This is a genomic window from Stutzerimonas sp. KH-1, from assembly GCF_054483855.1.
Window position 1 is genome coordinate 513,792 of sequence record NZ_CM137011.1, and the last position, 24,733, is coordinate 538,524.

General features: G+C 65.8%; 23 protein-coding genes. 9 read left to right on the top strand and 14 right to left on the bottom strand.

Features of this window, described 5'->3' with window-relative positions; all coding sequences use genetic code 11:
- Positions 1 to 39: 39 nt before the first annotated feature.
- From bglX to mdoH, 3 genes are all read left to right on the top strand, one after another.
- Complete coding sequence (bglX, locus tag ACX1DW_RS02565) at positions 40 to 2,331, top strand: beta-glucosidase BglX (protein ID WP_458992715.1); 2,292 nt, start codon at positions 40 to 42, stop codon at positions 2,329 to 2,331.
- A 186-nt stretch (positions 2,332 to 2,517) separates the two neighbouring features.
- On the top strand, positions 2,518 to 4,044 hold the full coding sequence (locus ACX1DW_RS02570; RefSeq protein ID WP_458993436.1) for a glucan biosynthesis protein G: 1,527 nt from the start codon (positions 2,518 to 2,520) through the stop codon (positions 4,042 to 4,044).
- Positions 4,037 to 6,613 (top strand): glucans biosynthesis glucosyltransferase MdoH, encoded by a 2,577-nt coding sequence (gene mdoH / locus ACX1DW_RS02575; protein ID WP_458992716.1) that lies wholly within the window; start codon positions 4,037 to 4,039, stop codon positions 6,611 to 6,613. The genes ACX1DW_RS02570 and mdoH overlap by 8 nt, the downstream gene beginning before the upstream one ends.
- Positions 6,614 to 6,657: 44 nt before the next feature.
- On the opposite strand, the gene ACX1DW_RS02580 is transcribed toward mdoH, so the two are convergent.
- Complete coding sequence (locus ACX1DW_RS02580) at positions 6,658 to 6,999, bottom strand: FKBP-type peptidyl-prolyl cis-trans isomerase (protein WP_458992717.1); 342 nt, start codon at positions 6,997 to 6,999, stop codon at positions 6,658 to 6,660.
- Positions 7,000 to 7,225: 226 nt separating this feature from the next.
- On the opposite strand from ACX1DW_RS02580, the gene ACX1DW_RS02585 reads away from it, so the two are divergent.
- Together ACX1DW_RS02585 and wrbA are read left to right on the top strand one after the other, a co-directional pair.
- Positions 7,226 to 7,924, top strand: a complete 699-nt coding sequence (locus ACX1DW_RS02585) for a pirin family protein (RefSeq protein WP_458992718.1) — start codon at positions 7,226 to 7,228, stop codon at positions 7,922 to 7,924.
- A gap of 83 nt (positions 7,925 to 8,007) precedes the next feature.
- Positions 8,008 to 8,607, top strand: a complete 600-nt coding sequence (gene wrbA, locus ACX1DW_RS02590; protein WP_014820960.1) for an NAD(P)H:quinone oxidoreductase — start codon at positions 8,008 to 8,010, stop codon at positions 8,605 to 8,607.
- A gap of 15 nt (positions 8,608 to 8,622) precedes the next feature.
- Here the strand turns inward: wrbA and ACX1DW_RS02595 are convergent, their stop codons facing one another.
- Positions 8,623 to 9,123 (bottom strand): GNAT family N-acetyltransferase, encoded by a 501-nt coding sequence (locus ACX1DW_RS02595; RefSeq protein WP_458992719.1) that lies wholly within the window; start codon positions 9,121 to 9,123, stop codon positions 8,623 to 8,625.
- A 131-nt stretch (positions 9,124 to 9,254) separates the two neighbouring features.
- Here ACX1DW_RS02595 and ACX1DW_RS02600 point away from each other — a divergent pair, with 131 nt between their 5' ends.
- Complete coding sequence (locus tag ACX1DW_RS02600; protein ID WP_458992720.1) at positions 9,255 to 9,794, top strand: DUF3087 domain-containing protein; 540 nt, start codon at positions 9,255 to 9,257, stop codon at positions 9,792 to 9,794.
- 110 nt (positions 9,795 to 9,904) lie between these two features.
- On the opposite strand, the gene ACX1DW_RS02605 is transcribed toward ACX1DW_RS02600, so the two are convergent.
- The 3 genes from ACX1DW_RS02605 to ACX1DW_RS02615 all read right to left on the bottom strand — a co-directional run bounded on the left by ACX1DW_RS02605 (position 9,905) and on the right by ACX1DW_RS02615 (position 13,921).
- The gene (locus ACX1DW_RS02605) at positions 9,905 to 11,155 is read right to left on the bottom strand and encodes an OprD family porin (RefSeq protein WP_458992721.1); all 1,251 of its coding nucleotides are present in this window, start codon (positions 11,153 to 11,155) and stop codon (positions 9,905 to 9,907) included.
- Between the two features lie 153 nt (positions 11,156 to 11,308).
- Complete coding sequence (locus ACX1DW_RS02610; RefSeq protein ID WP_458992722.1) at positions 11,309 to 12,667, bottom strand: MFS transporter; 1,359 nt, start codon at positions 12,665 to 12,667, stop codon at positions 11,309 to 11,311.
- Positions 12,668 to 12,712: 45 nt separating this feature from the next.
- On the bottom strand, positions 12,713 to 13,921 hold the full coding sequence (locus ACX1DW_RS02615) for a M20 aminoacylase family protein (protein WP_458992723.1): 1,209 nt from the start codon (positions 13,919 to 13,921) through the stop codon (positions 12,713 to 12,715).
- Positions 13,922 to 14,001: 80 nt separating this feature from the next.
- On the opposite strand from ACX1DW_RS02615, the gene ACX1DW_RS02620 reads away from it, so the two are divergent.
- Positions 14,002 to 14,892, top strand: a complete 891-nt coding sequence (locus tag ACX1DW_RS02620; protein ID WP_015276444.1) for a LysR substrate-binding domain-containing protein — start codon at positions 14,002 to 14,004, stop codon at positions 14,890 to 14,892.
- Positions 14,893 to 14,921: 29 nt separating this feature from the next.
- Here the strand turns inward: ACX1DW_RS02620 and ACX1DW_RS02625 are convergent, their stop codons facing one another.
- The 9 genes from ACX1DW_RS02625 to ACX1DW_RS02665 all read right to left on the bottom strand — a co-directional run bounded on the left by ACX1DW_RS02625 (position 14,922) and on the right by ACX1DW_RS02665 (position 22,539).
- The gene (locus ACX1DW_RS02625) at positions 14,922 to 15,620 is read right to left on the bottom strand and encodes a c-type cytochrome (RefSeq protein ID WP_458992724.1); all 699 of its coding nucleotides are present in this window, start codon (positions 15,618 to 15,620) and stop codon (positions 14,922 to 14,924) included.
- A gap of 12 nt (positions 15,621 to 15,632) precedes the next feature.
- On the bottom strand, positions 15,633 to 16,553 hold the full coding sequence (locus ACX1DW_RS02630) for a copper resistance protein B (RefSeq protein WP_458992725.1): 921 nt from the start codon (positions 16,551 to 16,553) through the stop codon (positions 15,633 to 15,635).
- Positions 16,543 to 16,863: a hypothetical protein gene (locus tag ACX1DW_RS02635; protein WP_395764586.1), complete on the bottom strand. Its 321-nt coding sequence runs from the start codon at positions 16,861 to 16,863 to the stop codon at positions 16,543 to 16,545. The genes ACX1DW_RS02630 and ACX1DW_RS02635 overlap by 11 nt, the downstream gene beginning before the upstream one ends.
- 11 nt (positions 16,864 to 16,874) lie before the next feature.
- Positions 16,875 to 18,674 (bottom strand): copper resistance system multicopper oxidase, encoded by a 1,800-nt coding sequence (locus tag ACX1DW_RS02640; protein WP_458992726.1) that lies wholly within the window; start codon positions 18,672 to 18,674, stop codon positions 16,875 to 16,877.
- 139 nt (positions 18,675 to 18,813) lie between these two features.
- A complete protein-coding gene (locus ACX1DW_RS02645; RefSeq protein WP_043219156.1) occupies positions 18,814 to 19,164 on the bottom strand; it encodes a DUF3147 family protein in 351 nt (116 codons plus the stop codon).
- A gap of 19 nt (positions 19,165 to 19,183) precedes the next feature.
- Entirely contained in the window at positions 19,184 to 19,630 is a 447-nt protein-coding gene (locus ACX1DW_RS02650) for a DUF411 domain-containing protein (RefSeq protein WP_418596009.1), read from the bottom strand.
- A 21-nt stretch (positions 19,631 to 19,651) separates the two neighbouring features.
- Positions 19,652 to 19,921 (bottom strand): heavy-metal-associated domain-containing protein, encoded by a 270-nt coding sequence (locus ACX1DW_RS02655; protein WP_061338562.1) that lies wholly within the window; start codon positions 19,919 to 19,921, stop codon positions 19,652 to 19,654.
- Positions 19,922 to 19,931: 10 nt separating this feature from the next.
- Positions 19,932 to 22,235 carry a heavy metal translocating P-type ATPase gene (locus tag ACX1DW_RS02660; RefSeq protein WP_458993437.1) on the bottom strand — a complete coding sequence of 768 codons (2,304 nt, stop codon included), beginning with the start codon at positions 22,233 to 22,235 and terminating at the stop codon, positions 19,932 to 19,934.
- Between the two features lie 100 nt (positions 22,236 to 22,335).
- Positions 22,336 to 22,539: a DUF2933 domain-containing protein gene (locus ACX1DW_RS02665; RefSeq protein ID WP_106443497.1), complete on the bottom strand. Its 204-nt coding sequence runs from the start codon at positions 22,537 to 22,539 to the stop codon at positions 22,336 to 22,338.
- 145 nt (positions 22,540 to 22,684) lie between these two features.
- On the opposite strand from ACX1DW_RS02665, the gene ACX1DW_RS02670 reads away from it, so the two are divergent.
- Both ACX1DW_RS02670 and ACX1DW_RS02675 read left to right on the top strand, forming a co-directional pair.
- On the top strand, positions 22,685 to 23,368 hold the full coding sequence (locus ACX1DW_RS02670) for a heavy metal response regulator transcription factor (protein ID WP_110776435.1): 684 nt from the start codon (positions 22,685 to 22,687) through the stop codon (positions 23,366 to 23,368).
- On the top strand, positions 23,365 to 24,729 hold the full coding sequence (locus ACX1DW_RS02675; protein ID WP_285361368.1) for a heavy metal sensor histidine kinase: 1,365 nt from the start codon (positions 23,365 to 23,367) through the stop codon (positions 24,727 to 24,729). The genes ACX1DW_RS02670 and ACX1DW_RS02675 overlap by 4 nt, the downstream gene beginning before the upstream one ends.
- Positions 24,730 to 24,733: the final 4 nt, after the last annotated feature.

A 24,733-nucleotide genomic window follows, 5' to 3' on the forward strand; every position in this document is an offset into this window, starting at 1 on the left:
GTGTGGCTGATCGGTTGATAGGGGAATGGGGTTGTGATGATGAAAAGGCTGTTGCCGTTTGTCCTGCTTGCCAGCGCAATGGGCTCCTTCGCCAGCGTGGCACAGCCCGCGCTGCCGCTGGATGACCGGCAGGCATTGATCGAGACCCTGCTCGAGCGCATGACCCTGGCGGAGAAGATTGGCCAGCTGCGGCTGATCAGCATTGGTGGCGACATGCCGCGCGAGCGCATCGTCGAGGAGATCGCGGCCGGCCGCATCGGTGCCACCTTCAATTCGGTGACCCGCGCCGACAACCGCCCCATGCAGGACGCGGCCTTGCGCAGCCGCCTGGGCATTCCGATCTTCTTCGCCTATGACGTGGTTCATGGCCATCGCACCATCTTCCCGATCAGCCTGGCGCTGGCGTCGAGCTGGGATCTGGAGGCCATCGCCCTGAGCGGTCGGGTGTCGGCCAGCGAGGCCAGTGCCGACGGCCTCGACCTGACCTTCGCGCCTATGGTCGACATCACCCGTGATCCGCGCTGGGGCCGGACCTCCGAAGGCTTCGGCGAAGATCCTTATCTGGTCTCGCAGATCGCCGGCACGCTGGTGCGCGCCTATCAGGGCGAGCGCCTGAGCGCCGCGGACAGCGTGATGGCCAGCGTCAAGCACTTCGCCCTGTACGGTGCGGTGGAGGGCGGGCGTGACTACAACGTGGTCGACATGAGCCCGCAGCGCATGCATCAGGACTACCTGCCGCCATACCGTGCCGCGGTGGACGCCGGGGCCGGTGGCGTGATGGTGGCGCTGAACACCGTCAACGGCGTGCCGGCCAGTGCCAACCGCTGGCTGTTGCGCGACCTGCTGCGCGACGACTGGGGCTTCCGCGGGCTGAACATCAGCGATCACGGCGCCATCGATGAACTGCTGCGCCATGGCGTGGCCCGCGATGGCCGTGAGGCCGCGCGCCTGGCGATCGAGGCGGGCATCGATCTGAGCATGCACGACTCGCTCTATCTGCAGGAGCTGCCCGGCCTGGTCGAACGCGGCGAAGTGCCCCTCGAGCTGATCGACCAGGCGGTCGGCCGTGTGCTCGGCGCCAAGTACGACCTGGGTCTGTTCCATGATCCCTATCGCCGCATCGGCCGGGCGGTGGACGACCCCGCCGAGGTCAACGCCGAAAGCCGCCTGCACCGCGAGGCCGCTCGGCGGGTGGCGCGCGATTCGCTGGTACTGCTGGAAAACCGTGACAACGCACTGCCGCTGCGCAAGGAGGCGACCATTGCGCTGGTCGGCCCGCTGGCCGATTCCCACGTCGACATGCTCGGCAGCTGGTCGGCGGCCGGTGTGGCGGCACAGACGGTGACGCTGCGTCAGGGCCTCGAGGCAGCAATTGGCGAGTCCGGCCGGGTCATCCATGCCCGCGGTGCAAACGTCACCGATGATCCGCGACAGATCGAGTACCTGAACTTTCTCAACTGGGATCGCCCGGAGGTGACGCAGGACCCGCGGCCGCCGCAAACGATGATCGACGAGGCCGCGCGCGCCGCGCGCGAGGCTGACGTGATCGTTGCTGCGGTGGGCGAGTCACGCGGCATGTCCCACGAATCATCCAGCCGTACCAGCCTCACGCTGCCGGCCAGCCAGCAGGCACTGCTCGAAGCGCTGGCTGTCACCGGCAAACCGCTGGTGGTGGTACTGATGAACGGTCGGCCGTTGCAGCTGGGCTGGGTCAGAGAGCACGCCGACGCGGTGCTGGAAACCTGGTTCGCCGGCACCGAGGGTGGGCACGCGATTGCCGAGGTGCTGCTCGGTGCGCACAACCCGTCCGGCAAGCTGCCGATCTCCTTTCCGCGCTCGGTGGGCCAGATTCCAACCTACTACAACCACCCGCGACTCGGCCGACCCTACGTCGAGGGCCGCCCCGGCAACTACACCTCGCAGTACTTCGAAGAACCCAACGGCGCGCTGTACCCGTTCGGCTACGGCCTGAGCTACACCGAGTTCGAGCTGACGAAGCCACAGCTTTCACGGTATCAGCTGAAACGCGGCCAAAATCTGGAGGTCAGCGTAACGGTGAAGAACACCGGAGCACGCGCCGGCGCGACGGTGGTGCAGCTGTATCTGCAGGATCTGGTCGGCTCCAGCGTGCGCCCGGTCAAGGAACTCAAGCGCTTCGAAAAGCTCGTGTTAGAGCCGGGCGAGTCGCAGGTAGTGAGCTTTGAACTGGGCGAGGACGATCTGAAGTTTCCGGACGCGCGACTCGACTACGTGGCCGAGCCTGGCGAGTTCGAAGTCCAGCTGGGGCTCGACTCGCGGTCGGTGCAAAGCGCGCGATTCGAGTTGTTGTAAGACTTTTTCTGTATGGCGATCTGCATCCAGCCCACGATCGCTGCCGCGCTTCCTAGCAAAGCGGCGGATTACGTGAGTTGTAGGCGATCAGAAACAGCGAAGCAGAGCGAACTCTGCACAAACGTGTAATTCGGAGGCGGTGTGTTACGCATTTTTCAATGGAACACGGGGAATCAGCCGGCACGCATGCTGGCCGGTCTGGCGGGTGGCCTGTGCATGCTGATGGCCGGCAGTGCGCTGGCGTTCAGCCTCGACGATGTGGCCAAACGGGCTCAGGAACTGGCTGCCAGCGGTTACGAGGAGCCGGTGAGCAACCTGCCCGACGAGTTCCGCAAGATGGCATTCGCCGACTACCAGCGCGTGCGCTTCAACCCGGAGCATGCCTACTGGAAGGACGTCGAAACCCCGTTTCACCTGCAGTTCTATCATCAGGGCATGCACTTCGACACGCCGGTGCGCATCAATGAAATCACCGCGACGAAAGTGCGCGAGATTCGCTACGACCCGTCGATGTTCGAGTTCGGCGGCGTCGACATTGACCCGGCCTCGCTGGAGGGGCTGGGCTTCGCCGGCTTCAAGGTGCTCTATCCGTTGAACAGGAAGGACAAGCAGGACGAGGTGATGACCCTGCTCGGCGCCAGCTATTTCCGCGTCATCGGCAAGGGGCAGTGGTACGGGCTCTCCGCGCGCGGGCTGGCGATCGACACGGCGCTGCCGGTGGGCGAGGAGTTTCCGCGTTTCCGCGAATTCTGGGTCGAGCGGCCGCAGCCTGACCGGCGCAACCTGGTGATCTACGCGCTGCTCGATTCGCCGCGCGCCACCGGCGCCTATCGCATGGTGCTGACGCCGGGCAAGGACAGCACCCTCGACGTGCAGGCCAAGGTGTTCCTGCGCGAGCAGGTCGGCAAGCTCGGCATTGCGCCGCTGACCAGCATGTTTCTGTTCGGCGCCAACCAGCCGAGCAATGTCACCAACTTCCGTCCGCAGCTGCATGACTCCGAGGGCCTGGCGATCCATGCCGGCAATGGCGAATGGATCTGGCGCCCGCTGAACAATCCGAAGCGGCTGGCCGTGAGTGCGTTCAGCGTGGAGAACCCGCGCGGCTTCGGGCTGATGCAGCGCACCCGTGATTTCAACCGCTACGAAGACCTGGACGACCGCTACGAGCTGCGCCCGAGCGGCTGGGTCGAGACCCGCGGCGACTGGGGTAAGGGCCACGTCGAGCTGGTTGAGATTCCGACGCCCGACGAGACCAATGACAACATCGTCGCCTTCTGGTCTCCGGAAAAGCAGCCGGAGCCGGGCCAGCCGCTTGATCTGGAATACCGCCTGCATTTCTCCATGGACGAACCGAGCCTGCACGATCCTGAGCTGGCGTGGGTGCAACAGACCCGTATTTCCACCGGCGACGTCAAGCAGGCCAACCTGATCCGCCAGCCGGACGGCAGCACCGCGCTGGTCGTGGACTTCGTCGGGCCGGTGCTGGAGAAGCTCGCCGAGGATGCGCCGGTGAGCACGCGCGTCAGCGTCGATGACAATGCCGAGCTGGTGGAAAACAACCTGCGCTACAACACCGTCACCAAGGGCTGGCGCCTGACGCTGCGCTTGAAGGTGCGCGACCCGGCGCGCCCGGTCGAGATGCGTGCGGCGCTGGTCGATGGTGACAAGACCCTTTCCGAAACCTGGACTTACCAGATTCCTCCCCATGAATGAGCAGCATGCAGTGAATGGCCTGACGCAAAACTATTGCGACGGTCTGGCGTTGAACGAAAGCGAGGACCCGGCCAGATACCGGCAGGCGGTCGAGCAGGGCGGCCTGCTCGCGCTGCATGATGAACTGTCTGCCGAGACCAGCGCGCAACGCAGCCCGTCGCGGCGTCTGCTCGACTCGGTGGTCGCGCGACTGCGGCTGGGCTGGGGCGATCTGTTCGACCGCGCCGGCGTGATCGCCGAGGATCACCAGGGGCGCGCCTATGTGCAGTCGACCCCGCCGATCGTGCGCACACGCATGGTGCCGGAGCCCTGGCATACCAATATCCTGCGCCGCGGCTGGCGCCGGATGCTGGGTCGCACGCCGCCGCGGCGTCACTTCGAGCCCAGTCCGCAGCCGCTCGACGAGGCGCGCTGGCGCCGGGTCGCGGCCCTGCGCCGCGCGGCGCTGCTGTTGCTGATGCTCGGCCAGACCGCCTTCGCCACCTGGCAGATGAAGGCGGTGCTGCCTTACCAGGGCTGGTTCCTGGTCGACATGCAGGAAGTGTTCGTCCAGCCGCTGTCCGAATCGGCCCGGCAGATCCTTCCCTATGTGGTGCAGACCAGCATCCTGCTGCTCTTCGCACTGCTGTTTTGCTGGGTCTCGGTGGGCTTCTGGACCGCGCTGATGGGCTTCTTCCAGCTGCTGCGCGGCAAGGACCGTTACAGCATCTCGGCCAGCAGCCCCGGCACCGAAACGATACCGGCCGAGGCCCGTACGGCGCTGGTGATGCCGATCGCCAACGAGGACGTGCCGCGTGTGTTCGCCGGCCTGCGCGCGACTTACGAGTCGCTCAAGGCAACCGGTGAACTCGAGCATTTCGACATCTTCGTGCTCAGCGACAGCAACGACCCGGACACCTGTGTTGCCGAGCAGAAGGCCTGGGTCGAGTTGTGCCGTGCGGTGGATGGCTTCGGCCACATCTTCTACCGTCGCCGTCGGCGCCGGGTGAAGCGCAAGAGCGGCAACATCGACGACTTCTGTCGTCGCTGGGGCAGCAGCTACCGCTACATGGTGGTGCTGGACGCCGACAGCGTGATGAGCGGCGAATGTCTGACCAGCCTGGTGCGACTGATGGAGGCCAACCCCAACGCCGGTATCATCCAGACTGCGCCCAAGGCGTCGGGCATGGACACTCTCTATGCGCGGCTGCAGCAGTTCGCCACCCGCGTCTACGGTCCGCTGTTCACCGCCGGGCTCAACTTCTGGCAGCTGGGTGAATCGCACTACTGGGGCCACAACGCGATTATTCGCGTGAAGCCGTTCATCGACCACTGCGCGTTGGCGCCGTTGCCCGGCACCGGTTCGTTCGCCGGGGCGATCCTTTCCCACGACTTCGTCGAAGCCGCGCTGATGCGCCGTGCCGGCTGGGGCGTGTGGATCGCTTACGACCTGCCGGGCAGTTACGAAGAGCTGCCGCCGAACCTGCTCGACGAGCTCAAGCGTGATCGTCGCTGGTGCCACGGCAACCTGATGAACTTCCGCCTGTTCATGGTGCGCGGCGTGCACACGGTGCATCGCCTGGTGTTCCTCACCGGAGTGATGTCCTACCTGTCGGCGCCGCTGTGGTTCCTCTTCCTGCTGCTGTCCACCGGCCTGCTGGCGATCCATACGCTGATGGAGCCGGAGTACTTCCTGCAGCCGAACCAGCTCTACCCGCTGTGGCCGCGCTGGCACCCGCAGGAAGCCATCGCGCTGTTCTCGGCAACCATGACGCTGCTGTTCCTGCCCAAGCTGCTCAGTGTGCTGCTGGTCTGCATCCAGGGCGCCCAGGCCTATGGCGGGCGGCTGCGGGTGGTGCTGTCGATGCTGATCGAGACGCTGTTCTCGGTGCTGCTGGCGCCAGTGCGCATGCTCTTTCACAGCGTGTTCGTCACTGCGGCCTTCCTCGGCTGGTCGGTGCAGTGGAACTCGCCGCAGCGCGGCGATAACGCCACCCCCTGGGGCGAGGCGCTGCGCCGGCATGGCTCGCAGATCGTCATCGGCGTGCTCTGGACGGCACTGGTCGCCTGGCTGGATGCGGCCTTTCTCTGGTGGCTGGCGCCGATCGTGGTGTCGCTGATCCTGTCGGCGCCGGTATCGGTGATCACCAGCCGTACCGGCCTTGGCCTGGCTGCGCGGCGCAGCAAGCTGTTCCTCATTCCAGAGGAGTACGCACCGCCTATCGAGCTGGCCAATACCGACCTGTACCAGCAGCAGAACCAGGCGGTTGCCTTGCGCCATGGCTTCCTCGTGGCGGTGGTCGATCCGCTCTACAACGCGCTGGTCTGTGCCATGGCGCGAGCCCGGCATGCCAAGGTGGTCAGCGGCGCCGAGCGACTACGCGAGCAGCGCCTCGGCCAGGTGCTGACGGTCGGCCCGGACGGCGCGGATGCCGAGGCGGCGCGCTGGCGCCTGCTGAACGATCCGGACGGCATGGCGCTGTTGCACCGTCACGCCTGGGAAGACCCGGCCGGGGCCGTCTGGTTGGCGCGCTATCGCGAGCAGTATCCCCTTGGTGTGGCGCGCCCGGACCTCGCCGGCGAGGCCTGATACGCGACATTCTGGCGGCCCGCAGGGGTCGTCAGAGAGGCTGGTCAGTCGTCTCGCGTCAGCACTTCGAGCAGCTCGATCTCGAAGTGCAGATCCGAATTGGGCGGGATATGCGCGCCGACCTGGCGTTCGCCATAGCCCAGCTGCGCCGGGACGAACATCCGGCGCTTGCCGCCGACTCGCATGCCCATCAGCCCGATGTCCCACCCCTTGATCACCCGACCGGTGCCGATCACGCACTGGAAGGGTTTGCCGCGCTCGTAGGAGCTGTCGAACAGCGTGCCGTCGCTCAGCGTGCCGCGGTATTGGGTGGTGATCAGCGCACCCTTGACCACCGCTTTGCCATCGCCGAGCTGAATGTCTTCGACCAGCAATTCATCGTTCATTCATGCGCTTCCTGAAAGCTGAAAGAGGGAGCGCTTTGTGGCAGGTAAACGCGCTACGGGCAAGAGACTGGTCGCTACGCCAGATCGCCCAGACCAGTTCGTCTGCATACGTATCGATTTTATAGATGATTATCGGCTGAAAATTGCAAACAATATTGATCTGATTGAATGGATCATCTTCCTCATCGGCCGGGGTAGTCCCGGTGCCCGATCTGTGGAGAGCGAGATGATCGAACTACGTCCATATGCCCAGCTTGGCCATGCGCAGCACGGCTGGCTGAACGCGCGCCACCACTTTTCCTTTGCTGGATATCACGACGTCGAGCGCATGCGCTGGGGCCGCCTGCGGGTCTGGAACGACGACAGCATCGCGCCGCAGTCTGGCTTCGAACCGCACTCGCACCGGGACATGGAAATCATCACCTACGTCCGCCAGGGCGCCGTTACGCATGAAGACAGCCTCGGCAACCGCGGCCGTACCGTCGCCGGCGATGTGCAGGTGATGAGTGCCGGCACCGGCATCGTGCACAGCGAGTACAACCTGGAGGCTGTGGAGACACGCATCTTCCAGATCTGGATTCACCCGCAGCAGACCGGGCTGCCGCCGGCCTGGGGCACTCGCCAGTTCCCCAGCGGCGAGCGCGCCGGCGCCTTCGTCACGCTCGCCAGTGGCCTGCCCGGCGATGACGAGGCGCTGCCTATTCGTGCTGAAGCCAGGCTGGCAGCGGCTACGCTTGCAGCAGGGCAGAGCGCCGACTACGTCATTGCCGCCGGGCACCGGGTGTACCTGGTGCCGGCCAGCGGCCAGATCGAGGTCAATGGACTCGCGGTTGCCGCCGGCGATGGTGTGGCCGTGCGTGATGAAACACGGCTGAGCGTCAGGGCCGTGGAAGACAGCGAAGTCATCCTGGTCGAGTCGCTCTGACGGCCACCATCGGAACGACCCGCTTGGCGCGTTATCCCATTCACAACTTTATTCAGACTCACCCACCGAAAGAGGAAAGCAAGATGGCGAAGATTCTCGTGCTCTATCACTCCATGTACGGCCACATCGAAACGATGGCCAATGCCGTCGCCGAGGGCGCACGCCGCGTTCCCGGCGTCGAGGTGACGATCAAGCGCGTGCCGGAAACCATGCCGGAAGACGCCTTCCGCAACGCCGGCGGCAAGGTCGATCAGCCCGCCGACATCGCCGATCCGAATGAGCTGCCGGACTACGACGGCATCATCTTTGGCACCCCGACCCGCTTCGGCAACATGTCCGGCCAGATGCGCAACTTCCTCGACCGCACCGGCGGCCTGTGGGCCAAGGGCGCGCTGCACGGCAAGGTCGCCAGCGTGTTCGCCTCGACCGGCACCGGCGGTGGGCAGGAGATGACCATTACCTCGACCTGGACCACCCTGGCGCACCACGGCATGGTCATCGTGCCGACCGGTTATGGCATCAGCGAGTTCTTCGACATCTCCGAAACCAACGGTGGCACGCCCTATGGCGCCACGACCATCGCCGGTGGCGACGGCTCGCGTCAGCCTTCGGAGAAGGAACTGGCCATCGCACGCTACCAGGGTGAGCACGTGGCGAAGATCACCAGCAAGCTCAAGGGCTGACGAACGACGCAGTACCTACGCTGGGGCCCGTCCGGGTCCCAGCAACAGGCCATACATCAGTTCGTCGACGAAGCCGTCGTCGCTGCTGCGCTTGTAGGCAGCGCGCTGCGTGCCTTCGTGGGCGAAGCCGAAACGCTCGTAAAAGGCGATCGCCCTCGGGTTGTCCGCCTCCACCGTCAATTCCACACGACGAATGCCGCTGCTGGCCAGCTTGGCGAGGGCTTCCTGCATCATCCGTCGCGCCAGGCCGCGGCCCCTGACCTCGGGCGCGACGGCCAGGGTGCCGAGGTAGGCGACATGGGCGGCGCGGCCCAGATGGCGCTGCACTTTGTAGAAGCCCTGCACCACGCCATCGTCTTCGAAGACATAGAAGCCGGCGCTCTCGAACAGCGGCTCGAAGACCTTGCCGAAATGCTCGCGAGGCATGGGATCGAAGCCCAGGTAGGGCACCACGTCCGGGTGCATGTAGATGTCGTAGACCCGCTGCTCATCGGCGGGCGTGGCGAGGCGGCGCATGGTTTTCTCCAGTTGAGGCGGGCCCAGCATAGCCGGAGCGCGGTAGATACTGCGCTGTATCAGTTACCGCACGGCGATTGAGGTGATAATGACCGCCGCACATCTTTTGCCTCAGCCAAGGACATCGCCCCGTGGTGCTATTCGAGATCGTTCCGCTCAGCCCCGAAACCTATCGCCAGCAGACCCGGCGCAGCACCCTGATCGTCGCCGTGACCTTTGCCGTCCTCGCCATGGGCTTGTCGACCCTTGCCGTGGCGCTGTTCGGTGAGCCCGGTGGCGACAACCTGCGGCTGAACATCGTCGGCGTGGTAGCCGGACTGGCGCTGACGATCGGAATCGTCAGGTGGCTGTACTGGCAGCAGCCGTGGATGGCGGCGGCGGTGTACGGCTGGCAGCTCAAGCGCAGCCTGATGCGCGTGACCAACATGATGCACCAGGTCAAGGCAGGCATAAGTGCGGGCGATCCGGATGCGATGAAGCTGCTGCGCTTCTATCACCTTGGATTGACGCAGATGCACCAGCTCGACGGCAACCTCACCGGGCTCAGCGATTCGGTCGCCGAGATCGACCGTCACCGCGAGGCGATGGAGGCGCGGAACATGGACACCGACCAGCCACGCCTGGAGTCGGGCTGGCTGGAACGCGTCGGACAGATCGAGGCGAAGCGCTGAGGTGCAAGGAGCGGTAGCGTTGCGGTCTGGCAGGGGAGTGCGAGTGACGGCGCTTCCCTGCGCTGCCGTCGAGCTGGTAGCCGTATCGCTACGCGATTGATGTGACTGCGTTACCAGAGTGCCAGCGTGTAGCCGAGGATCACCCGGTTTTCATCGATAGCGGTCTTCAGTCCGTTACCCGATCTGAAGCTCAGATTGCGCCACTGCAGGCTCAGCCCCTTCAGGGCACCGCTCTGCACGACATAGGTGATGTCGCTGTCGCGCTCCCATTCCTCGCCGCTGTTGCTGAAGTCCGTCCTGGCGCTGCGGCCATCGACGTAGCGAGTCATGAAGGACAACCCGGGCAGGCCCTGCGCGGCAAAGTTGTAGTCATAGCGCAGCTGCCAGGAATCCTGCTCGGCATGGGTGAAGTCATGCAGGGTGACCAGGTTGACGACATAGGCGGCTCCGCCATTGAGCGACGGGAAGCGGCTGTCGCCGGACTGGATCTGCCAGCCGGCACTGACCCTGTGCCCGCCATGGCTGAGACCAACGATGCCGTTGAAATTGCGGTTGTCGATTTCGCCGGCACGCTTTTCGCCATCGCCGCGGCTGTCGAAGTAGCGCAGGTCTGTGCGCAGGCTGAAGCCCTTGCCCAGCGGCGCGTTATGAACCAGCCCGATGAAATGCTGGCGGTAGATGTTTTCCAGATTGCCGTAGTAATAGCTCACCGCCAGGCTGGGATTGATGGCGTAGCTACCGCCGGCAAAGTCGAAGGCGTCACTGGCGGCGCTGCCGAAACCGACCTTTTCCCGCGCCGAGGAATCCCGTGGATTGGCCTGAGTGAGCCGCCCGCCATCGAACGTCAGGCCATCCAGCGCCTGTGAGGTGAGCATGCCGCCCTGGAATGTCGAAGGTAGCAGGCGGGTGTCGTTGAAAATCACCACGGGAAGCCAGGGCTGCAGGGTGCCCAGGCGCAGCACGTTCTTGTCGACGCGCAGTTTCGCCGTCAGGCCCAGCTCGCTGTAGTCATCGACCGGCTCCTTGCTGGTCGGGCCGAACGGCAACAGGCCGGTGCCGCGGCGGTCGCTGCTGGAATCCAGCTTCACGCCCAGCTCGCCGATGGCGTCCAGGCCAAGGCCAATCGGCCCCTCGGTGAAACCGGATTCGAAGCGGGTAACGAAACCCTGCGCCCATTCGGCGGCCTTGGCCTGTTTGGCTCCGTCCTGGCGAAAATCACGGTTCAGGTAGTAGTTGCGCAGCTGCAGGCTGGCCTTGCTGTCGTCGATGAAATCGGCCATCGCGGCAGGTGCGGTGAGCAGCCAGGGCGCGCCAAGCAGGCAGGCGATGGCGCGCGAGCCAACGGATTGGATGCGATTCATTGTTGTTATTCCCGGTTGAGGTTGAAGCTGCTTGTTGTGAGGGTTCGCCCGTCTGGCGGCGCCGGCGGTATCAGCCACCCGCCGGCTGTTCTCTTTGTTGTGTGGCGACAGCGGCAGGACTTTTCGGAATCCGCCGCCGTCTCCTTGGCTCGATCAGACGCCTTGAGCAACGACTCGGTTGAGTGTGCCGGTCGCGTGTGCGGCCGCTTCGACCGGGCTGTCCTCGTCAACCACGGCGAGCTGCGCCTCGTGGGTGCGATCGATGAGGCAGAACGAGCCGATCAGGCCCAGCGTCACCGCGAAGAGCACGTAGAACACCGGGGCGATGGCCATACCGGTGTTCTGGATCAGCCAGGTCACGATGAACTGGGCGAAACCGCCGAAGATCATCACTGCGAGGTTGTAGGCCAGCGCCAGGCCGGTGGAGCGCACGCCGGCGGGAAACTGCTCGGCCACGGCGGCAGAGAAAGGACCGAAGAACATGGCGAGCAGCGAGCAGAGGATCAGCTGCATGGTCAGCAGACGACCGAACGAGGGGGCTGCATGAATCCAGCTGAACAGTGGATAGAGGGCGACCAGCAGGCCCAGGGTGGCGACGATCATCAGCGGCTTGCGGCCGACCCGGTCGGATAGCGCACCGAATACCGGCATCAGCAGCGTCAGTGCTGCGACGGCGACGACCTGGGCGGTGAAAGCGTCCTTCAGTTCCATGCCTAGCTGGCGGTTGGCGAAGGTCGGCATATAGACCAGGATCACGTAGAACGCCACGGTGCCGCAGACCGTCAGAGCCATCACGGTGACCACCTGACGCAGGTGCGAGCGCAGCATGCGGGCCAGCGACTGCTTCTCCTTAGGCGCCTGGCGAGCCTCGAGGAAAGCCTCGGTTTCGGACAGGTTGCGTCGCATCCACAGGCCGACCGGGCCGATGATCAGACCGATGATGAACGGAATCCGCCAGCCCCAGCTGTCCAGGTCTGCGGGCGACAGGTTGCTGGTCACCAGCGCGGTTACGCCGGCGCCGCAAAATACTGCCAGCCCCTGGCCGAACATCTGCCACGAGCCATACAGGCCACGGCGGTTGGCCGGTGCGCTCTCGATCAGGAATGACGTGGCGCTGGCGAACTCACCGCCGGTGGCGAAGCCCTGCATCAGGCGCGCCAGCACGATAAGCAGCGGTGCGGCAATGCCGATGGCGGCGAACGGTGGGGCGAAGGCGATCATCGCGATGGAGAGGGTCATCAGGCTGATGATCAGTTGCAGCGCGGCCTTGCGGCCCTTGCGGTCGGCGTAGATGCCGAGCAGTACGCCGCCGATCGGGCGCATGAAAAAGCCCACACCGAAGGTGGCGGTTGCCATCAGCAGGGCGCTGTACTCGCTTTCAGCGGGAAAGAACAGGCGTGAAATCACCACGGCGAGGAAGCCGAAGACGATGAAGTCGTACCATTCCAGTGCGTTGCCGATGACGGCTGCAAGAACCTGATTCTTGCGGGGTGCTGCGGTTGAATTGCTCATGCTGTCGTGTCCTGCTTGTTGTTATTGCCACGTCGCGGAACGATCTCAGCAGCCGAAGAACCGGCTCCCCAGCGCCAGCCAGAAGGCCGCGCCCGGTGCCAGACAGGCATCATTGAAATCGTAGTGAGGGTTGTGCACGCTGCAAGGCCCAAGGTGTTCTCCACCACCGAAGCCGTTGTCGCCGTTGCCGATCAGCAGGTAACAACCCGGTACCTGCTGCAAGATGAATGCGAAGTCTTCGCTGCCGCTGATGGGCGCACCATCGACTTCCATCCGCTCGTCACCCACCAGCGCGCGCGCCGCCTCGACCGCCAGGCGCGTCTCGCGCGCACTGTTGATCAGCACCGGGTAGCCGCGCTCGTAAAGCACTTCGCAGGTGACGCCAAACGCCGCGGCCTGTCCTTCGACGAGCGTGCGGATGCGCATTTCGAGCAGGTCGCGAACGTCCGGGCGCAGGGCGCGCACGCTGAGTTCCATCTCGGCGCTTTCGGGAATTACGTTGTAGGTGTTGCCTGCAGCGATGCGCCCGACGCTGATCACCGCAGCGTCGACCGGATCGACATTGCGCCCGACGATGCTTTGCAAGGCGAGCACGGTGGCCGCTGCGGGCAGCATCGGGTCGATTGCCATATGCGGCAGCGCACCATGCCCGCCCTTGCCATTGAAGCGAATCACTGCCCGGTCGGAGGAGGCCATGAACGGCCCTTCGCGAAAACGGAAATGGCCGGTCGGAATACCCGGGTAGTTGTGCATGGCGAAGATTGCGTCGCAGGGGAAGCGCTCGAGCAGGCCCTCGTCGAGCATGCGTCGTGCACCGCCGCTGCCCCCCAGTTCCTCGGCCGGCTGGAAGATCAGCGTGAGTGTGCCGCTGGCACCCAGAAGCCCTTCGCGCTGCATGAGCGCGAAGGCTTGCGCCGCGCCCAGCAGGATCGAGGTGTGTCCGTCATGGCCGCAGGCGTGCATCTGGCCCGGTGTGCGGCTTGCCCAGGGCAGGCCGGTGAGTTCCTGTACGGGCAGTGCGTCCATGTCGGCGCGCAGGCCCAGTCGTGGTTGCTCGTCGCCCCAGCGCAGGATGCCGACCACGCCCGTCGTGGCGATGCCGGCGTGTACCTCATAGCCCCACGCTTCGAGGCAATCGGCGACCAGCCGACTGGTGGCGAATTCGGCAAAACCGAGCTCGGGATTCTGATGAATGGCGTGCCTCCACGTTTTCATGGCGGCTTCGTCGGGCTGGATAACGGCTGAAGTATTCATGTGCCGATCATAGGATTTGTGGTGATCAGCGGAAGGCAGTATTTTCGCCCCAGTGACAACCATAAGGAATCACCGCGGCCATGAAAGATCACCAGCTCAAAGCACTCATACAGGTCGCCGAATCCGGCTCGATCCGTGCTGCGGCTCGGGCGATGAACCTCAGTCAGAGCGCGCTGACCAAGGCGTTGCGTGAGCTGGAAGAGGATGTTGGCGCGGAGCTGCTCAGGCGCAGCTACAAGGGCATCGGCTTCACGCCGGCCGGGGATGCGTTGCTGGTGCGCGCGCGGCTGGCGCAGGCGACGCTGGACAAGGCCCGTGAGGAGATTCGTCAGCTGCGCGGCGGCGCAGGTGCGCGCATTGCCATCGCGCTGACGCCGCTCGTGGCCGCGACCATCCTGCCGCCGATTCTCACGGAGTTTCGCCGCGTCCAGCCGGATGCGGCACTGAGCCTAGAAGAAGGGTTGCTGACCTATGTACTGCCGGGACTTCTGGAAGGACGCCTGGATTTCGCTGTTGCGCTGGCCAGCCCGAGCGATCTGCCCCACGAAATCGTTTTCGAACCCCTGGTGCAGGCGCATGCCGTGCCGACCGGGCGTCTCGGTCATCCGCTGGCCCATGCGCGCAGCTGGGATGAGCTGAAGGACGCCAGCTGGGTGCTCAATCTCACGGATGGAAGCCTGGGTAACCACCTGCTGCGCTGGCTGGCCAGCCAGGGGATCGAGGCGCCGAAGAACATCGTTCGCTGCTCATCGCTGACGCTGATGCTCGAACTGATGAGACGCACCGATTACATCGGCTTCGGGCCGACAGCACTGCTCAGCGACTCGCTGTTTGCGGTGGGGCTGCAGCAGTTCGAAGTCGCCCCGGTTCCCGGGCCGATGACGCTGGGGATTCTCAGCCTGCGTGGCGTTCCGCTGGGTAGCTCGGCGCAGGTGCTCGCCCGACTTTTCGCGCGGCGGCTGCGCAAGTAGGGTCAGCCTATGCGCCGGGCCGGCCCCGCTCAATGCACGTGGCGGCTGCCATCCGGGTGATGGTGCACGTTGTCCTGCGCCTCCGGCTTCTCCGGGGCATGGTCGTCGTGCGCACCGTGGTGATCGTCTCCGCCTGAGGCTGATCCCCGGGGCATGCCAGGAGTGGAATGCTGGCCGCTGTGATCGTGCATATCCGACTCGCCGCCGCCGTGCTGGTGGCCATCGCTGGAAGCGACCAGTGACCGATATTGCGCTGCATCCAGCTGTGGCAGACGTTCGATGAAGGCGACCATGCTCCAGATGTAGTCGTCGCTCATGCTCTTGCCCCAGGCCGGCATGCCGCTGGCCTTGATGCCGTGCTTGATGACCCAGAACGTCGCGGCTGGATCGCCGCCGGTGCCGCGCTGCGCGAGGTTGGGAGGGGCCGGGTAGAGGCTTTGACTGAGCTCGGTGGAGCCCATCTCCGGTGCCAGGTGGCAGCCGATACACATGGCGTGATAGTTGCCGGCACCGGAGCGGATCAGCGCGTCATCTGCAAGGCTGGGTACCTCGATGTCACGCGCGCGTACGGCAATCGAGCGCTCCCGGGTGATCTCGAGCAGCGCCTCGACCACCTGGGAGTGCGGCTCGTCGGCGGCGACGTTGATGATGCCCGAGTACAGCACCCCGGCACTGGCGACAGCCAGAACGGCGCCGGTCAGCGCCAGGGTCTTGATTGTTGTTGTCATGGGTCAGGGTACTCAGAACCAGAAGCGGATGCCGGCTACCAGGCGGGTGTCGCTGACATCCTCGTCATCGGCACGCAGCATGTCAGCGGTATTGCCGTAGGCACGACCCCAGCTGACGCCGACATAAGGCGCGAACTGACGGCTGATCTCGTAACGCAGGCGCAGTCCGACACTGGCGTCGCTGAGACCGGAGCCGACGCCGCGCGCCTCGTCGTTGCGCCCGTGCAGGTTCAGCTCCGCGGTGGGCTGCAGTACCCAGCGCTGGGTCAGCAGGATGTCGTATTCGGCCTCCAGGCGCAGCGCAGTCTGGCCACCCTCGCCGAGAAACGCGGTGGCTTCGGTTTCCAGGCCGAACAGCGGCATGCCCTGCACGCCAAAGGCGGCCCAGGTCTGTGGCGAACCAGGCTTGAAGTCCTGACGCACGCCGGTGACGGTTTCCCACCAGGGGCCGATGGCGTGGCTCCAGAGCAGCTGCAGCTCGGCCTCCTCGGTGTGGCCATTGGTGCGCTCACCCTCGGAACGGAAGGCGAGGCGGTCGATATCGCCGCCATACCAGCCGGAAATGTCCCAGGCCAGCGTGCTGCCTTCATCGGCGTCCTGCCATTCCAGCTGATCGGCGAGGAACAGGAAGTTGCTGCCACCCTGGTGCATGGTGTGAGGTGGCAGGTCGGGGAACGCGGCCGCGCGGTCTGCATCTCTGATGGTGGGGACTGGCGGTCGTTGCTGCTGTTCGGGTGGAACGCCGGTTGCCGGTGGGTGAGGCATCCCGTCGTGGTTCATGTCGCCATGGTTCACGGGCTCATGGTTCATCTGGCTGTGATCCGCAGGCGCAGCGTGTCCGTCGTGGCCGGAATGATCCATCACCTGCTGCGCCTGGCTCGCCGTCGCAGCCAGGGCGAGGGCGATGGCGACCGGCAGTGTCTTAATGATCATGCTGCTTGCCCTGTTCGGGGCCCTTCGGCATGTCCTTCTGCATCTTTCCGTTGCCCATGCTGCCGTGGTCCATATGGCCGGAACCCATGTGCTGGTCGTGCATGTCCTGCATCTTGTCGTGGTCCATGCCCTGCATCATGCCGCCCTGTTGTTGTCCGGGCTTGGGTTGACTGGCCTGCGGCGCGGCCTGTTCGGCTGGCGCGTTGGCGGGATGATGACCGTCGTGCTCGCTTTGCGCGTAGGCGGTGTTGAGGCTGAGCGCGGTAGTCAGGCCGAAGGCGAGCAGGGCGTGCTGTTTGATCGTGTTCATAGGCTTCTCCGTCATTCTTCTACGCGGACTTCGCGGAACATCCCGAGGTCCATGTGCATCAGCATGTGGCAGTGGTAGGCCCAGCGCCCGAGGGCGTCGGCGGTGACGCGATAGCTGCGTTTGGAGCCCGGCGGCATGTCGATGGTGTGCTTGCGCACCTGGAAATTGCCGTGTTCGTCCTCCAGATCGCTCCACAGCCCGTGCAGGTGGATGGGGTGGTGCATCATGGTGTCGTTGACCAGGACGAAGCGCACCCGCTCGCCGTACTTGAGGCGGATCGGCTCGGCATCGGCGAAGGGAATGCCGTCGAACGACCAGGCGAAGCGCTCCATATGGCCGGTCAGGTGCAGTTCGATGGTGCGCGTCGGCTCACGGCCGTCCGGGTCGGCGAAGGTGCTGCGCAGGTCGGCGTAGGTCAGCACGCGCCGGCCGTTGTCGCGCAGGCCGATGCCGGGATCGTCCAGCTTGGGCACCGGCATCATGGTCTGCATGTCCACCAGCGGATTGTCGGTTTCGCTGGCCGGATGCGCCTGCATGCCGCTGCCGGACGAGCCGTGGCCCATGGCGGCGTGGTCCATCTGGCCATTCATCCCACTCTGATTCATCGCGCCATGATTCATGTCGCCATGCCCGGCGTGAGGATCGTCACTCTGCACAGGCGCAGCAGCCTGGCCATGGGCGGAATGATCGCCATGGCCCATGTCTTCCATGCTCAGTTCGGGGCGCGGATCGGGCTCGGGTACCGGCGCCTGCAAACCATCGCGCACGGCCAGGGTGCCGCGGGCAAAGCCGCTACGGTCCATGGACTGGGCAAACAGGGTGTAGGCGTCCTGGCTGCCGTCCGGCTCGACGATCACGTCGAGGGTTTCCGCCACGGCCAGGCGCACTTCGTCCACCAGCACCGGTTCGACGTTCTGTCCGTCCGCGGCGACCACGGTGAGCTTGAGGCCGGGGATGCGGAAGTCGAAGTAGCTCATCGCCGAGCCGTTGATCAGCCGCAGGCGGATGCGCTCGCCTGGCTGGAACAGGCCGGTCCAGTTGCCGTCCGGTGCATGGCCGTTGAGCAGGTAGGTGTAGGTGGCACCGCTGATGTCGGCCAGATCCGTCGGCGACATGTTCATCTTCGCCCAGGCCCAGCGTTCGCTGATGGTGTCGGTCCAGCCGTTGTCGGCGACATCGTCGATGAAATCGCCAAGCGTACGCCGGCCCTGGTTGTAGTAGTCCGAGCGCTTCTTCAGCTTGGCCAGCACCCGTGCCGGGCTTTCGTCGGTCCAGTCGGAGAGAAACACCACGTAGTCGCGGTCGTAGGCGAACGGCTCCGGCTCCTTGGGATCGATGATCAGCGGGCCGTAGACGCCGAGTTGTTCCTGGAACGCCGAATGGCTGTGGTACCAGTAGGTGCCGCTCTGTTTGACCTTGAAGCGGTATTCGTACATGCCGTCCGGGGCGATGCCGGCGAAGCTGAAGCCGGGCACGCCGTCCATGTTGGCGGGCAGCAGGATGCCGTGCCAGTGGATCGAGGTGTCCTGCGGCAGCCGGTTGCGCACGCGCAAGGTCACGGTATCGCCCTCGCGCCAGCGCAGCAGCGGGCCGGGAATGCTGCCGTTGATGGCCATGGCGGTGCGGCGCTTGCCGGTGAAGTCCACGCTCATGGAGTCGATGGTGAGGTCGAACTCGGTGCCGCTGAGCACCGTCGGCTGACCTGGGCTGGTCAGCGCCCAGACGGGCTGGCGCCACAGCCCGAGGCCGGCGACGGCACCGCCGGCAGCCAGGCTTTTGACGAAGGTGCGCCGGGATTGGTTGGCGTGCATGTGGATCCTTTGCGGGTTTGTTCAGGCACTGATTGCGCTGCGCTTAGCGCAGCAATAGAGCAACGATAACCGGGCCGAGCTGACCACTGGCTGAGCGGAACATTACGCTTCTGTCAGCTGGCAACCGCCGTGCGCGTGGCTAGAGCAGCTGTACGCCGAAGCGCCGCAGCAACAGCGCTAGCAGGCCGAAACAGGCGACGGTCAGCAGGGCGCCGGCCAGCAGCGCGGGCCAGAAGCCCAGCCGCGCCAGCAGGCGTGGGAACAGCAGGAACATCGGCAGCGTCGGCAGCACGTACCAGAAGGTGTACCAGGCATGATTGGCGATCTTCTCCAGCGGTTGGCGCTCGACATAAAGCCAGATCATCGCCAGTACCGTGATCAGCGGCAGGGCAGCGAGAAAGCCGCCGAGCCGATCGCTGCGCTTGGCGACTTCCGATACCAGCACCACCACGGCAGCGGTAAGCAGGTACTTGGCGATGAGCCAGCCCATCGGCGTGCCCGCCTGCGGCTCAGCGCTGCAGCTGATCGCCCTGGTACTCGCCGAGCACCATGTCGCGCCCCTCGCGGGTCAGGCCGATGACCTGGTAACGCTGCTTGGCCTGTCCATAATCCATGCCAGGCGAGCCGGCGGGCATGCCCGGTGCGGCGACGCCGAGCAGGTCATCGCGCTGCTGTAACTCGCGGATCGCTGCCACCGGCACGTGGCCCTCGACGAACTTGCCGTCGATCACCCCGGTGTGGCACGAGCCCAGCCGGGGTACGACCCCGAGGCTCTGCTTGACTGCCGGCATGTTGTTTTCCACATGGTCGCGCACCTCGAAGCCGTTGGCTTGCAGGTACTTGATCCAGTCCTTGCAGCAGCCGCAGTTGGCGTCGCGATGCACGTCGATGACCGTGGCGGCCTGGGCCATGCCCGACATCAGCAGGGCGGTGAGCGTGACGAGGTACTTGTTCATGCGCATTCTCCAGAGCGTGTGTCAGCGGCAGCAGCAGCCAGAGCTGCCGCCGCAGCCGGTTTTCTTCGCCGGCGCGGCGGCGGCCTCGGCGATGGGTTCTGCCGGGTAGCCGGCTTCGTCGAGGGCGGCGACGAGCGCCTGGGGCTCGGCGTCGCCGCGGACGCGGACGATACCGCTGGCCAGTTCCACGTCGACCTGTACGACGCCATCGAGTGCCGCAAGGGCGGCGTTGACATGGCGAACGCAGGAGCCGCAGCTCATGCCGGTGACCTTCAGCGTAGTGGTGTTCATGGCGATCTCCTCAGTGGCCTGGCTCGATGCTCGACCTTGACATCGTGGCAAGGTCAAGCCCTCCGTCAACATCGGCGTTGCGCAGGCGCAGCGCGTTGAACACCACCGAGGCGGAGCTGACGCTCATCGCCAGCGCGGCGATCATCGGCGATAGCAGGTGGCCGGTCAGCGGGTAGAACAGCCCGGCGGCCAGCGGGATGCCCAGGCTGTTGTAGAGAAAAGCGAACGTCAGGTTCTGGTGCATGTTGCGCACCGTGGCCACCGACAGGCTGCGGGCGCGCAGGATGCCCAGCAGGTCGCCCTTGACCAGGGTGACCTGGGCGCTGTTCATCGCCACGTCGGTGCCGGTGCCCATGGCGATGCCGACGTCGGCGCGCGCCAGCGCCGGCGCGTCGTTGATGCCGTCGCCGGCCATCGCTACGCGGTGCCCGGCCTGCTGCAGGGTGGCGGCCAGGCGCTCCTTGTCCTGTGGCTTGACCTCGCCGTGCACCTCCTCGATGCCCAGCTGGCGTGCCACCGAGCGCGCGGTGGTCAGCCCGTCGCCAGTGGCCATGACCACCCGGACGCCATCGGCCTGCAGCCGCTCGACCGCCAGGCGCGAGGTTGGCTTGATCGGATCGGCCACCGCCAGCAGCCCGGCCAGCGTGCCATCGACCGCCAGGTACATGATGCTCACGCCTTCGGCACGCAGCGCTTCGGAGCGCTGGCGCAGGGCGCCGCTGTCGACGCCGCCTTCATCGAGCAGCGCGGTGTTGCCGAGCAGCAGCTGGCGACCGGCGACGCGCCCGCGCACGCCGATGCCCGAGGCCGACTCGAACTGTTCGACCGGGCTCAGTTGCACGCCGGTCGCGCGGGCGCGCTCGACGATGGCGTGGGCCAGCGGGTGCTCGCTGCCCTGGTCGAGGCTGGCCGCCAGTTGCAGCACCTCGTCCTCGCCGAAGCCGGGCGCGGCGACCACGCTGTGGAAGGCCGGGCGGCCCTCGGTGAGAGTGCCGGTCTTGTCGACGATCAGCGTGTCGATCTTGCGCAGGTTCTCGATGGCGCTGGCGTCGCGGAACAGCACGCCGCTGCCGGCGGCCTTGCCGGTGGCGACCATCACCGACATCGGCGTGGCCAGGCCCAGCGCGCAGGGGCAAGCGATGATCAGCACCGCCACCGCGTTGATCAGGCCGAACACCCAGCTCGGCTGCGGGCCGAAAAGGCCCCAGCCGAAGAAGGTCAGCACGGCGATGGCGATCACCACCAGCACGAACCAGCCGGCGATCAGATCGGCCAGGCGTTGCATCGGCGCGCGGCTGCGCTGGGCCTGGGCGACCATCTGCACGATCTGCGCAAGCATGGTCGCCGAGCCGACCTTCTGCGCTTCCATCACCAGGCTGCCATGGGTGTTGAGCGTGGCGCCGATCAGCGTGTCGCCGCTGCGCTTGGTCACCGGCAGCGGCTCGCCGGTGAGCATCGACTCGTCCACCGCGCTTTCGCCCTCGAGCACGCGACCGTCCACCGGCACTTTCTCGCCGGGGCGCACGCGCAGGCGGTCGCCAAGGTGCACGTGGGTCAGCGCGATGTCCTCCTCGCTGCCGTCGGCGTTGATCCGTCGCGCGGTCTTCGGCGCCAGGCCGAGCAGCGACTTGATCGCCGCCGAGGTCTGCGAGCGCGCGCGCAGCTCGAGCATCTGGCCGAGCAGGGTCAGTGAGATGATCACCGCCGCCGCCTCGTAGTAGACGCCGATGCGCCCGTCTTGCAGAAAGGTCGCCGGGAACAGCTGTGGCGCCAAGGTAGCCGCCACGCTGTAGACATAGGCCGCGGCGGTGCCGAGGCCGATCAGCGTCCACATGTTCGGGCTGTGCTGGCGGATCGACCGCACCCCGCGCACAAAGAACGGCCAGCCGGCCCAGAGCACCACCGGCGTCGCCAGCACCAGCTCGACCCAGTTCTGCGTGGTGCCGTGGAACAGCGCCAGCGAATGCCCGGCCATCGCCAGCAGGGTGACGATCACGGTCAGCGGCAGGGTCCACCAGAAGCGCCGGGAGAAATCGCGCAGCTCGGGGTTCTCCTGCTCCTCCAACTCGGGGATCACCGGCTCCAGCGCCATGCCGCACTTGGGGCAGGTGCCGGGGCCGATCTGGCGGATTTCCGGGTGCATCGGGCAGGTATATTCGGCAGCCGGATCGGCCACGGCCGGCGCCACCGCGGGTTCGGCACTGGCGTAGCGCTGCGGCTCGGCGACGAACCGGTCCAGGCAGCGCTGGCTGCAGAAGTGGTAGTCGCGCCCGCCATGGCTGGCATGCAGTGGGCTATCGCCGGCCACCGGCATGCCGCACACCGGGTCCTGTTCGGTCGCGGTTTCGGCAGAGTGGGGTGGATGCGAATGGTGGGCGGGATGGTGATGCGCGTGTGCGTGGTTGCCGGGCTGGTCAGCGGTCGCCATCGTGGCCTCCGTGCCTGTGGCCGAACAGATGCATGAGCGGGCAGAGCAGCAGGATCAGGTAGGGCAGTACTTCGGCGGTATGCGTCAGATGTTCGCGCACCAGGTAGAACAGCCCGATCATCGCCAGCATCAGCAGTGCGATGCCGGCAGGGCTGCGCCAGAAAGGCTGGGGAGTTCCGCTGCGTTGCATGGCCGGCCTCCGGAATGGGATGGTTTCACCATAGTCCTCGCCGCCTTACGCAACGCTGATAGAAAGATTACGTTTCTGTCAGTTGATGGCGTGCCGGCCGTTGTGGCTGCCACACTTCGCCCATCGCCGAGCCGAGGAAAGGGACATGAAACTGCTGGTCGCCGAAGACGAGCCCAAGACAGGCATCTACCTGCAGCAGGGCCTGAGCGAGGCGGGGTTCACCGTCGACCGGGTCACGACCGGCACCGACGCGCTGCAACACGCGCTGAGCATGCCCTACGACCTGCTGATCCTCGACGTGATGATGCCGGGGCTGGATGGTTGGGAAGTGCTGCGCCTGGTGCGTGCCTCCGGGCGCGAGGTGCCGGTGCTCTTTCTCACTGCGCGCGACCGTGTCGAGGATCGCGTGAAGGGGCTGGAGCTGGGCGCCGACGACTATCTGGTCAAGCCGTTCGCCTTTTCCGAGCTGCTGGCCCGTGTGCGCACCCTGCTGCGACGCGGCAACGCGGCGGCATTGCAGACCCAGCTGAAGGTTGCCGATCTGGAGGTCGACCTGCTCAAGCGCCGCGCCACGCGGGCTGGCCAGCGCATCGACCTGACCGCCAAGGAATTCGCCCTGCTGGAACTGCTGCTGCGCCGGCGCGGCGAGGTGCTGCCCAAGTCGCTGATCGCCTCGCAGGTGTGGGACATGAATTTCGACAGCGACACCAACGTCATCGAGGTGGCGATCCGCCGCTTGCGGGTGAAGATCGACGATGGCTTCGAGCCCAAACTGATCCACACCGCGCGCGGCATGGGTTACATGCTCGACGAGCCGGACCCGTCATGACGCGGCTGTCGCTCACGGCGCGGCTGAGCCTGATGTTCATGCTCGCGGTGACCGGCGTGCTGGCGGCTGCGGGGTACTTCTTTCACCAGCTCAGCGAACGCCACTTCAACGAGCTGGACCAGCACACCCTGCACGAGAAGCTTCGCGCCGGCGAGGCGCTGCTCGGCGAGCTGCAGGCTGATGATGACTTCGAGCGGCTGCGTCCGCGGTTGCAGGCCCTGCTCGGTGGGCACAGCGAGATAAGGGGGTTCGTCTTCGATGCAGCGGGGCGCCAGCTGTTTCCCGAGCCGCTGCCAGGCGGGGCCGACCCGAGCCTGGTCGCGCTGGCCGCTGAGCGTGATGGCGAGCTGTCGCTGGATGGGCGCCTCTGGCGCGCGGAGGTGACGCAGGTGCCGGTCGGTCAGACAGCGCTGACGCTGCTGATCCTGCTCGATGTCACCGTGCACAAGGCGTTCTTCCATACCTTCAGCGGCTGGCTGTGGGGCGCGCTGATACTCTGCGCGGTGCTCAGCGGCCTGCTCGGCTGGCTGCTGGTGCGTAGCGGGCTGCGACCGCTGCGCGACGTCACCCAGGTGGCCGCCTCGGTCTCGGCCAAGTCGCTGCGCGAGCGCATCCCCGACGAGTCGACACCGGCCGAACTGCAGCAGCTGGTGCAGGCTTTCAACGCCATGCTGGCGAGGCTGGAAGACGCCTTCGTGCGGCTGTCGAACTTCTCCGCCGACATCGCCCACGAGCTGCGCACGCCGCTGAGCAATCTGATGACCCACACCGAGGTGGCGCTGACCCGCGCGCGCACGCTGGACCAGTACCAGGACAATCTGCATTCGAACCTGGAGGAGCTGCAGCGCATGTCGCGGATGATCGACGACATGCTGTTTCTGGCCAAGGCGGATAACGGGCTGATCGTGCCGGACGCCAAACCCGTCGTGCTGGAGGCGTTGTGCACGCAGCTGCTGGACTATTACCAGCTCTCGGCCGACGAGCGCGGGGTGCGCTTCGAGCTGTCCGGTGGCGGTACGATTCAGGGCGATCTGCTGATGCTGCGCCGGGCGTTGTCGAACCTGCTGTCCAATGCGCTGCGCTACACCCCCGACGGCGAGCGCATCCGGGTGGCCATCGAGCGCGGCGCGGGCCAGGTGACGCTTGAGGTGAGCAATCCCGGCGCGACCATCGCGCCCGAGCATCTGGAGCGATTGTTCGACCGCTTCTATCGGGTCGATCCGGCGCGCCGCGAAGGCAGCCCGAGCAATGCCGGCCTGGGGCTGGCGATCACCCGTTCGATCGTTCAGGCTCATCAAGGCCGTATTCACTGCAGTTCCGAGCAGGGCTGGACGTCCTTCCGCCTGGAATTCCCCGGCTAAGCGC

Bases quoted from the DNA above. Each gene is read 5' to 3' on its own strand.
- bglX (WP_458992715.1), top strand. From the start codon at position 40: ATGAAAAGGCTGTTGCCGTTTGTCCTGCTTGCCAGCGCAATGGGCTCC.
- ACX1DW_RS02570 (WP_458993436.1), top strand. From the start codon at position 2,518: ATGCTGGCCGGTCTGGCGGGTGGCCTGTGCATGCTGATGGCCGGCAGT.
- mdoH (WP_458992716.1), top strand. From the start codon at position 4,037: ATGAATGAGCAGCATGCAGTGAATGGCCTGACGCAAAACTATTGCGAC.
- ACX1DW_RS02580 (WP_458992717.1), bottom strand. From the start codon at position 6,999: ATGAACGATGAATTGCTGGTCGAAGACATTCAGCTCGGCGATGGCAAA.
- ACX1DW_RS02585 (WP_458992718.1), top strand. From the start codon at position 7,226: ATGATCGAACTACGTCCATATGCCCAGCTTGGCCATGCGCAGCACGGC.
- wrbA (WP_014820960.1), top strand. From the start codon at position 8,008: ATGGCGAAGATTCTCGTGCTCTATCACTCCATGTACGGCCACATCGAA.
- ACX1DW_RS02595 (WP_458992719.1), bottom strand. From the start codon at position 9,123: ATGCGCCGCCTCGCCACGCCCGCCGATGAGCAGCGGGTCTACGACATC.
- ACX1DW_RS02605 (WP_458992721.1), bottom strand. From the start codon at position 11,155: ATGAATCGCATCCAATCCGTTGGCTCGCGCGCCATCGCCTGCCTGCTT.
- ACX1DW_RS02610 (WP_458992722.1), bottom strand. From the start codon at position 12,667: ATGAGCAATTCAACCGCAGCACCCCGCAAGAATCAGGTTCTTGCAGCC.
- ACX1DW_RS02615 (WP_458992723.1), bottom strand. From the start codon at position 13,921: ATGAATACTTCAGCCGTTATCCAGCCCGACGAAGCCGCCATGAAAACG.
- ACX1DW_RS02620 (WP_015276444.1), top strand. From the start codon at position 14,002: ATGAAAGATCACCAGCTCAAAGCACTCATACAGGTCGCCGAATCCGGC.
- ACX1DW_RS02625 (WP_458992724.1), bottom strand. From the start codon at position 15,620: ATGACAACAACAATCAAGACCCTGGCGCTGACCGGCGCCGTTCTGGCT.
- ACX1DW_RS02630 (WP_458992725.1), bottom strand. From the start codon at position 16,553: ATGATCATTAAGACACTGCCGGTCGCCATCGCCCTCGCCCTGGCTGCG.
- ACX1DW_RS02635 (WP_395764586.1), bottom strand. From the start codon at position 16,863: ATGAACACGATCAAACAGCACGCCCTGCTCGCCTTCGGCCTGACTACC.
- ACX1DW_RS02640 (WP_458992726.1), bottom strand. From the start codon at position 18,674: ATGCACGCCAACCAATCCCGGCGCACCTTCGTCAAAAGCCTGGCTGCC.
- ACX1DW_RS02645 (WP_043219156.1), bottom strand. From the start codon at position 19,164: ATGGGCTGGCTCATCGCCAAGTACCTGCTTACCGCTGCCGTGGTGGTG.
- ACX1DW_RS02650 (WP_418596009.1), bottom strand. From the start codon at position 19,630: ATGAACAAGTACCTCGTCACGCTCACCGCCCTGCTGATGTCGGGCATG.
- ACX1DW_RS02655 (WP_061338562.1), bottom strand. From the start codon at position 19,921: ATGAACACCACTACGCTGAAGGTCACCGGCATGAGCTGCGGCTCCTGC.
- ACX1DW_RS02660 (WP_458993437.1), bottom strand. From the start codon at position 22,235: ATGCCGGTGGCCGGCGATAGCCCACTGCATGCCAGCCATGGCGGGCGC.
- ACX1DW_RS02665 (WP_106443497.1), bottom strand. From the start codon at position 22,539: ATGCAACGCAGCGGAACTCCCCAGCCTTTCTGGCGCAGCCCTGCCGGC.
- ACX1DW_RS02670 (WP_110776435.1), top strand. From the start codon at position 22,685: ATGAAACTGCTGGTCGCCGAAGACGAGCCCAAGACAGGCATCTACCTG.
- ACX1DW_RS02675 (WP_285361368.1), top strand. From the start codon at position 23,365: ATGACGCGGCTGTCGCTCACGGCGCGGCTGAGCCTGATGTTCATGCTC.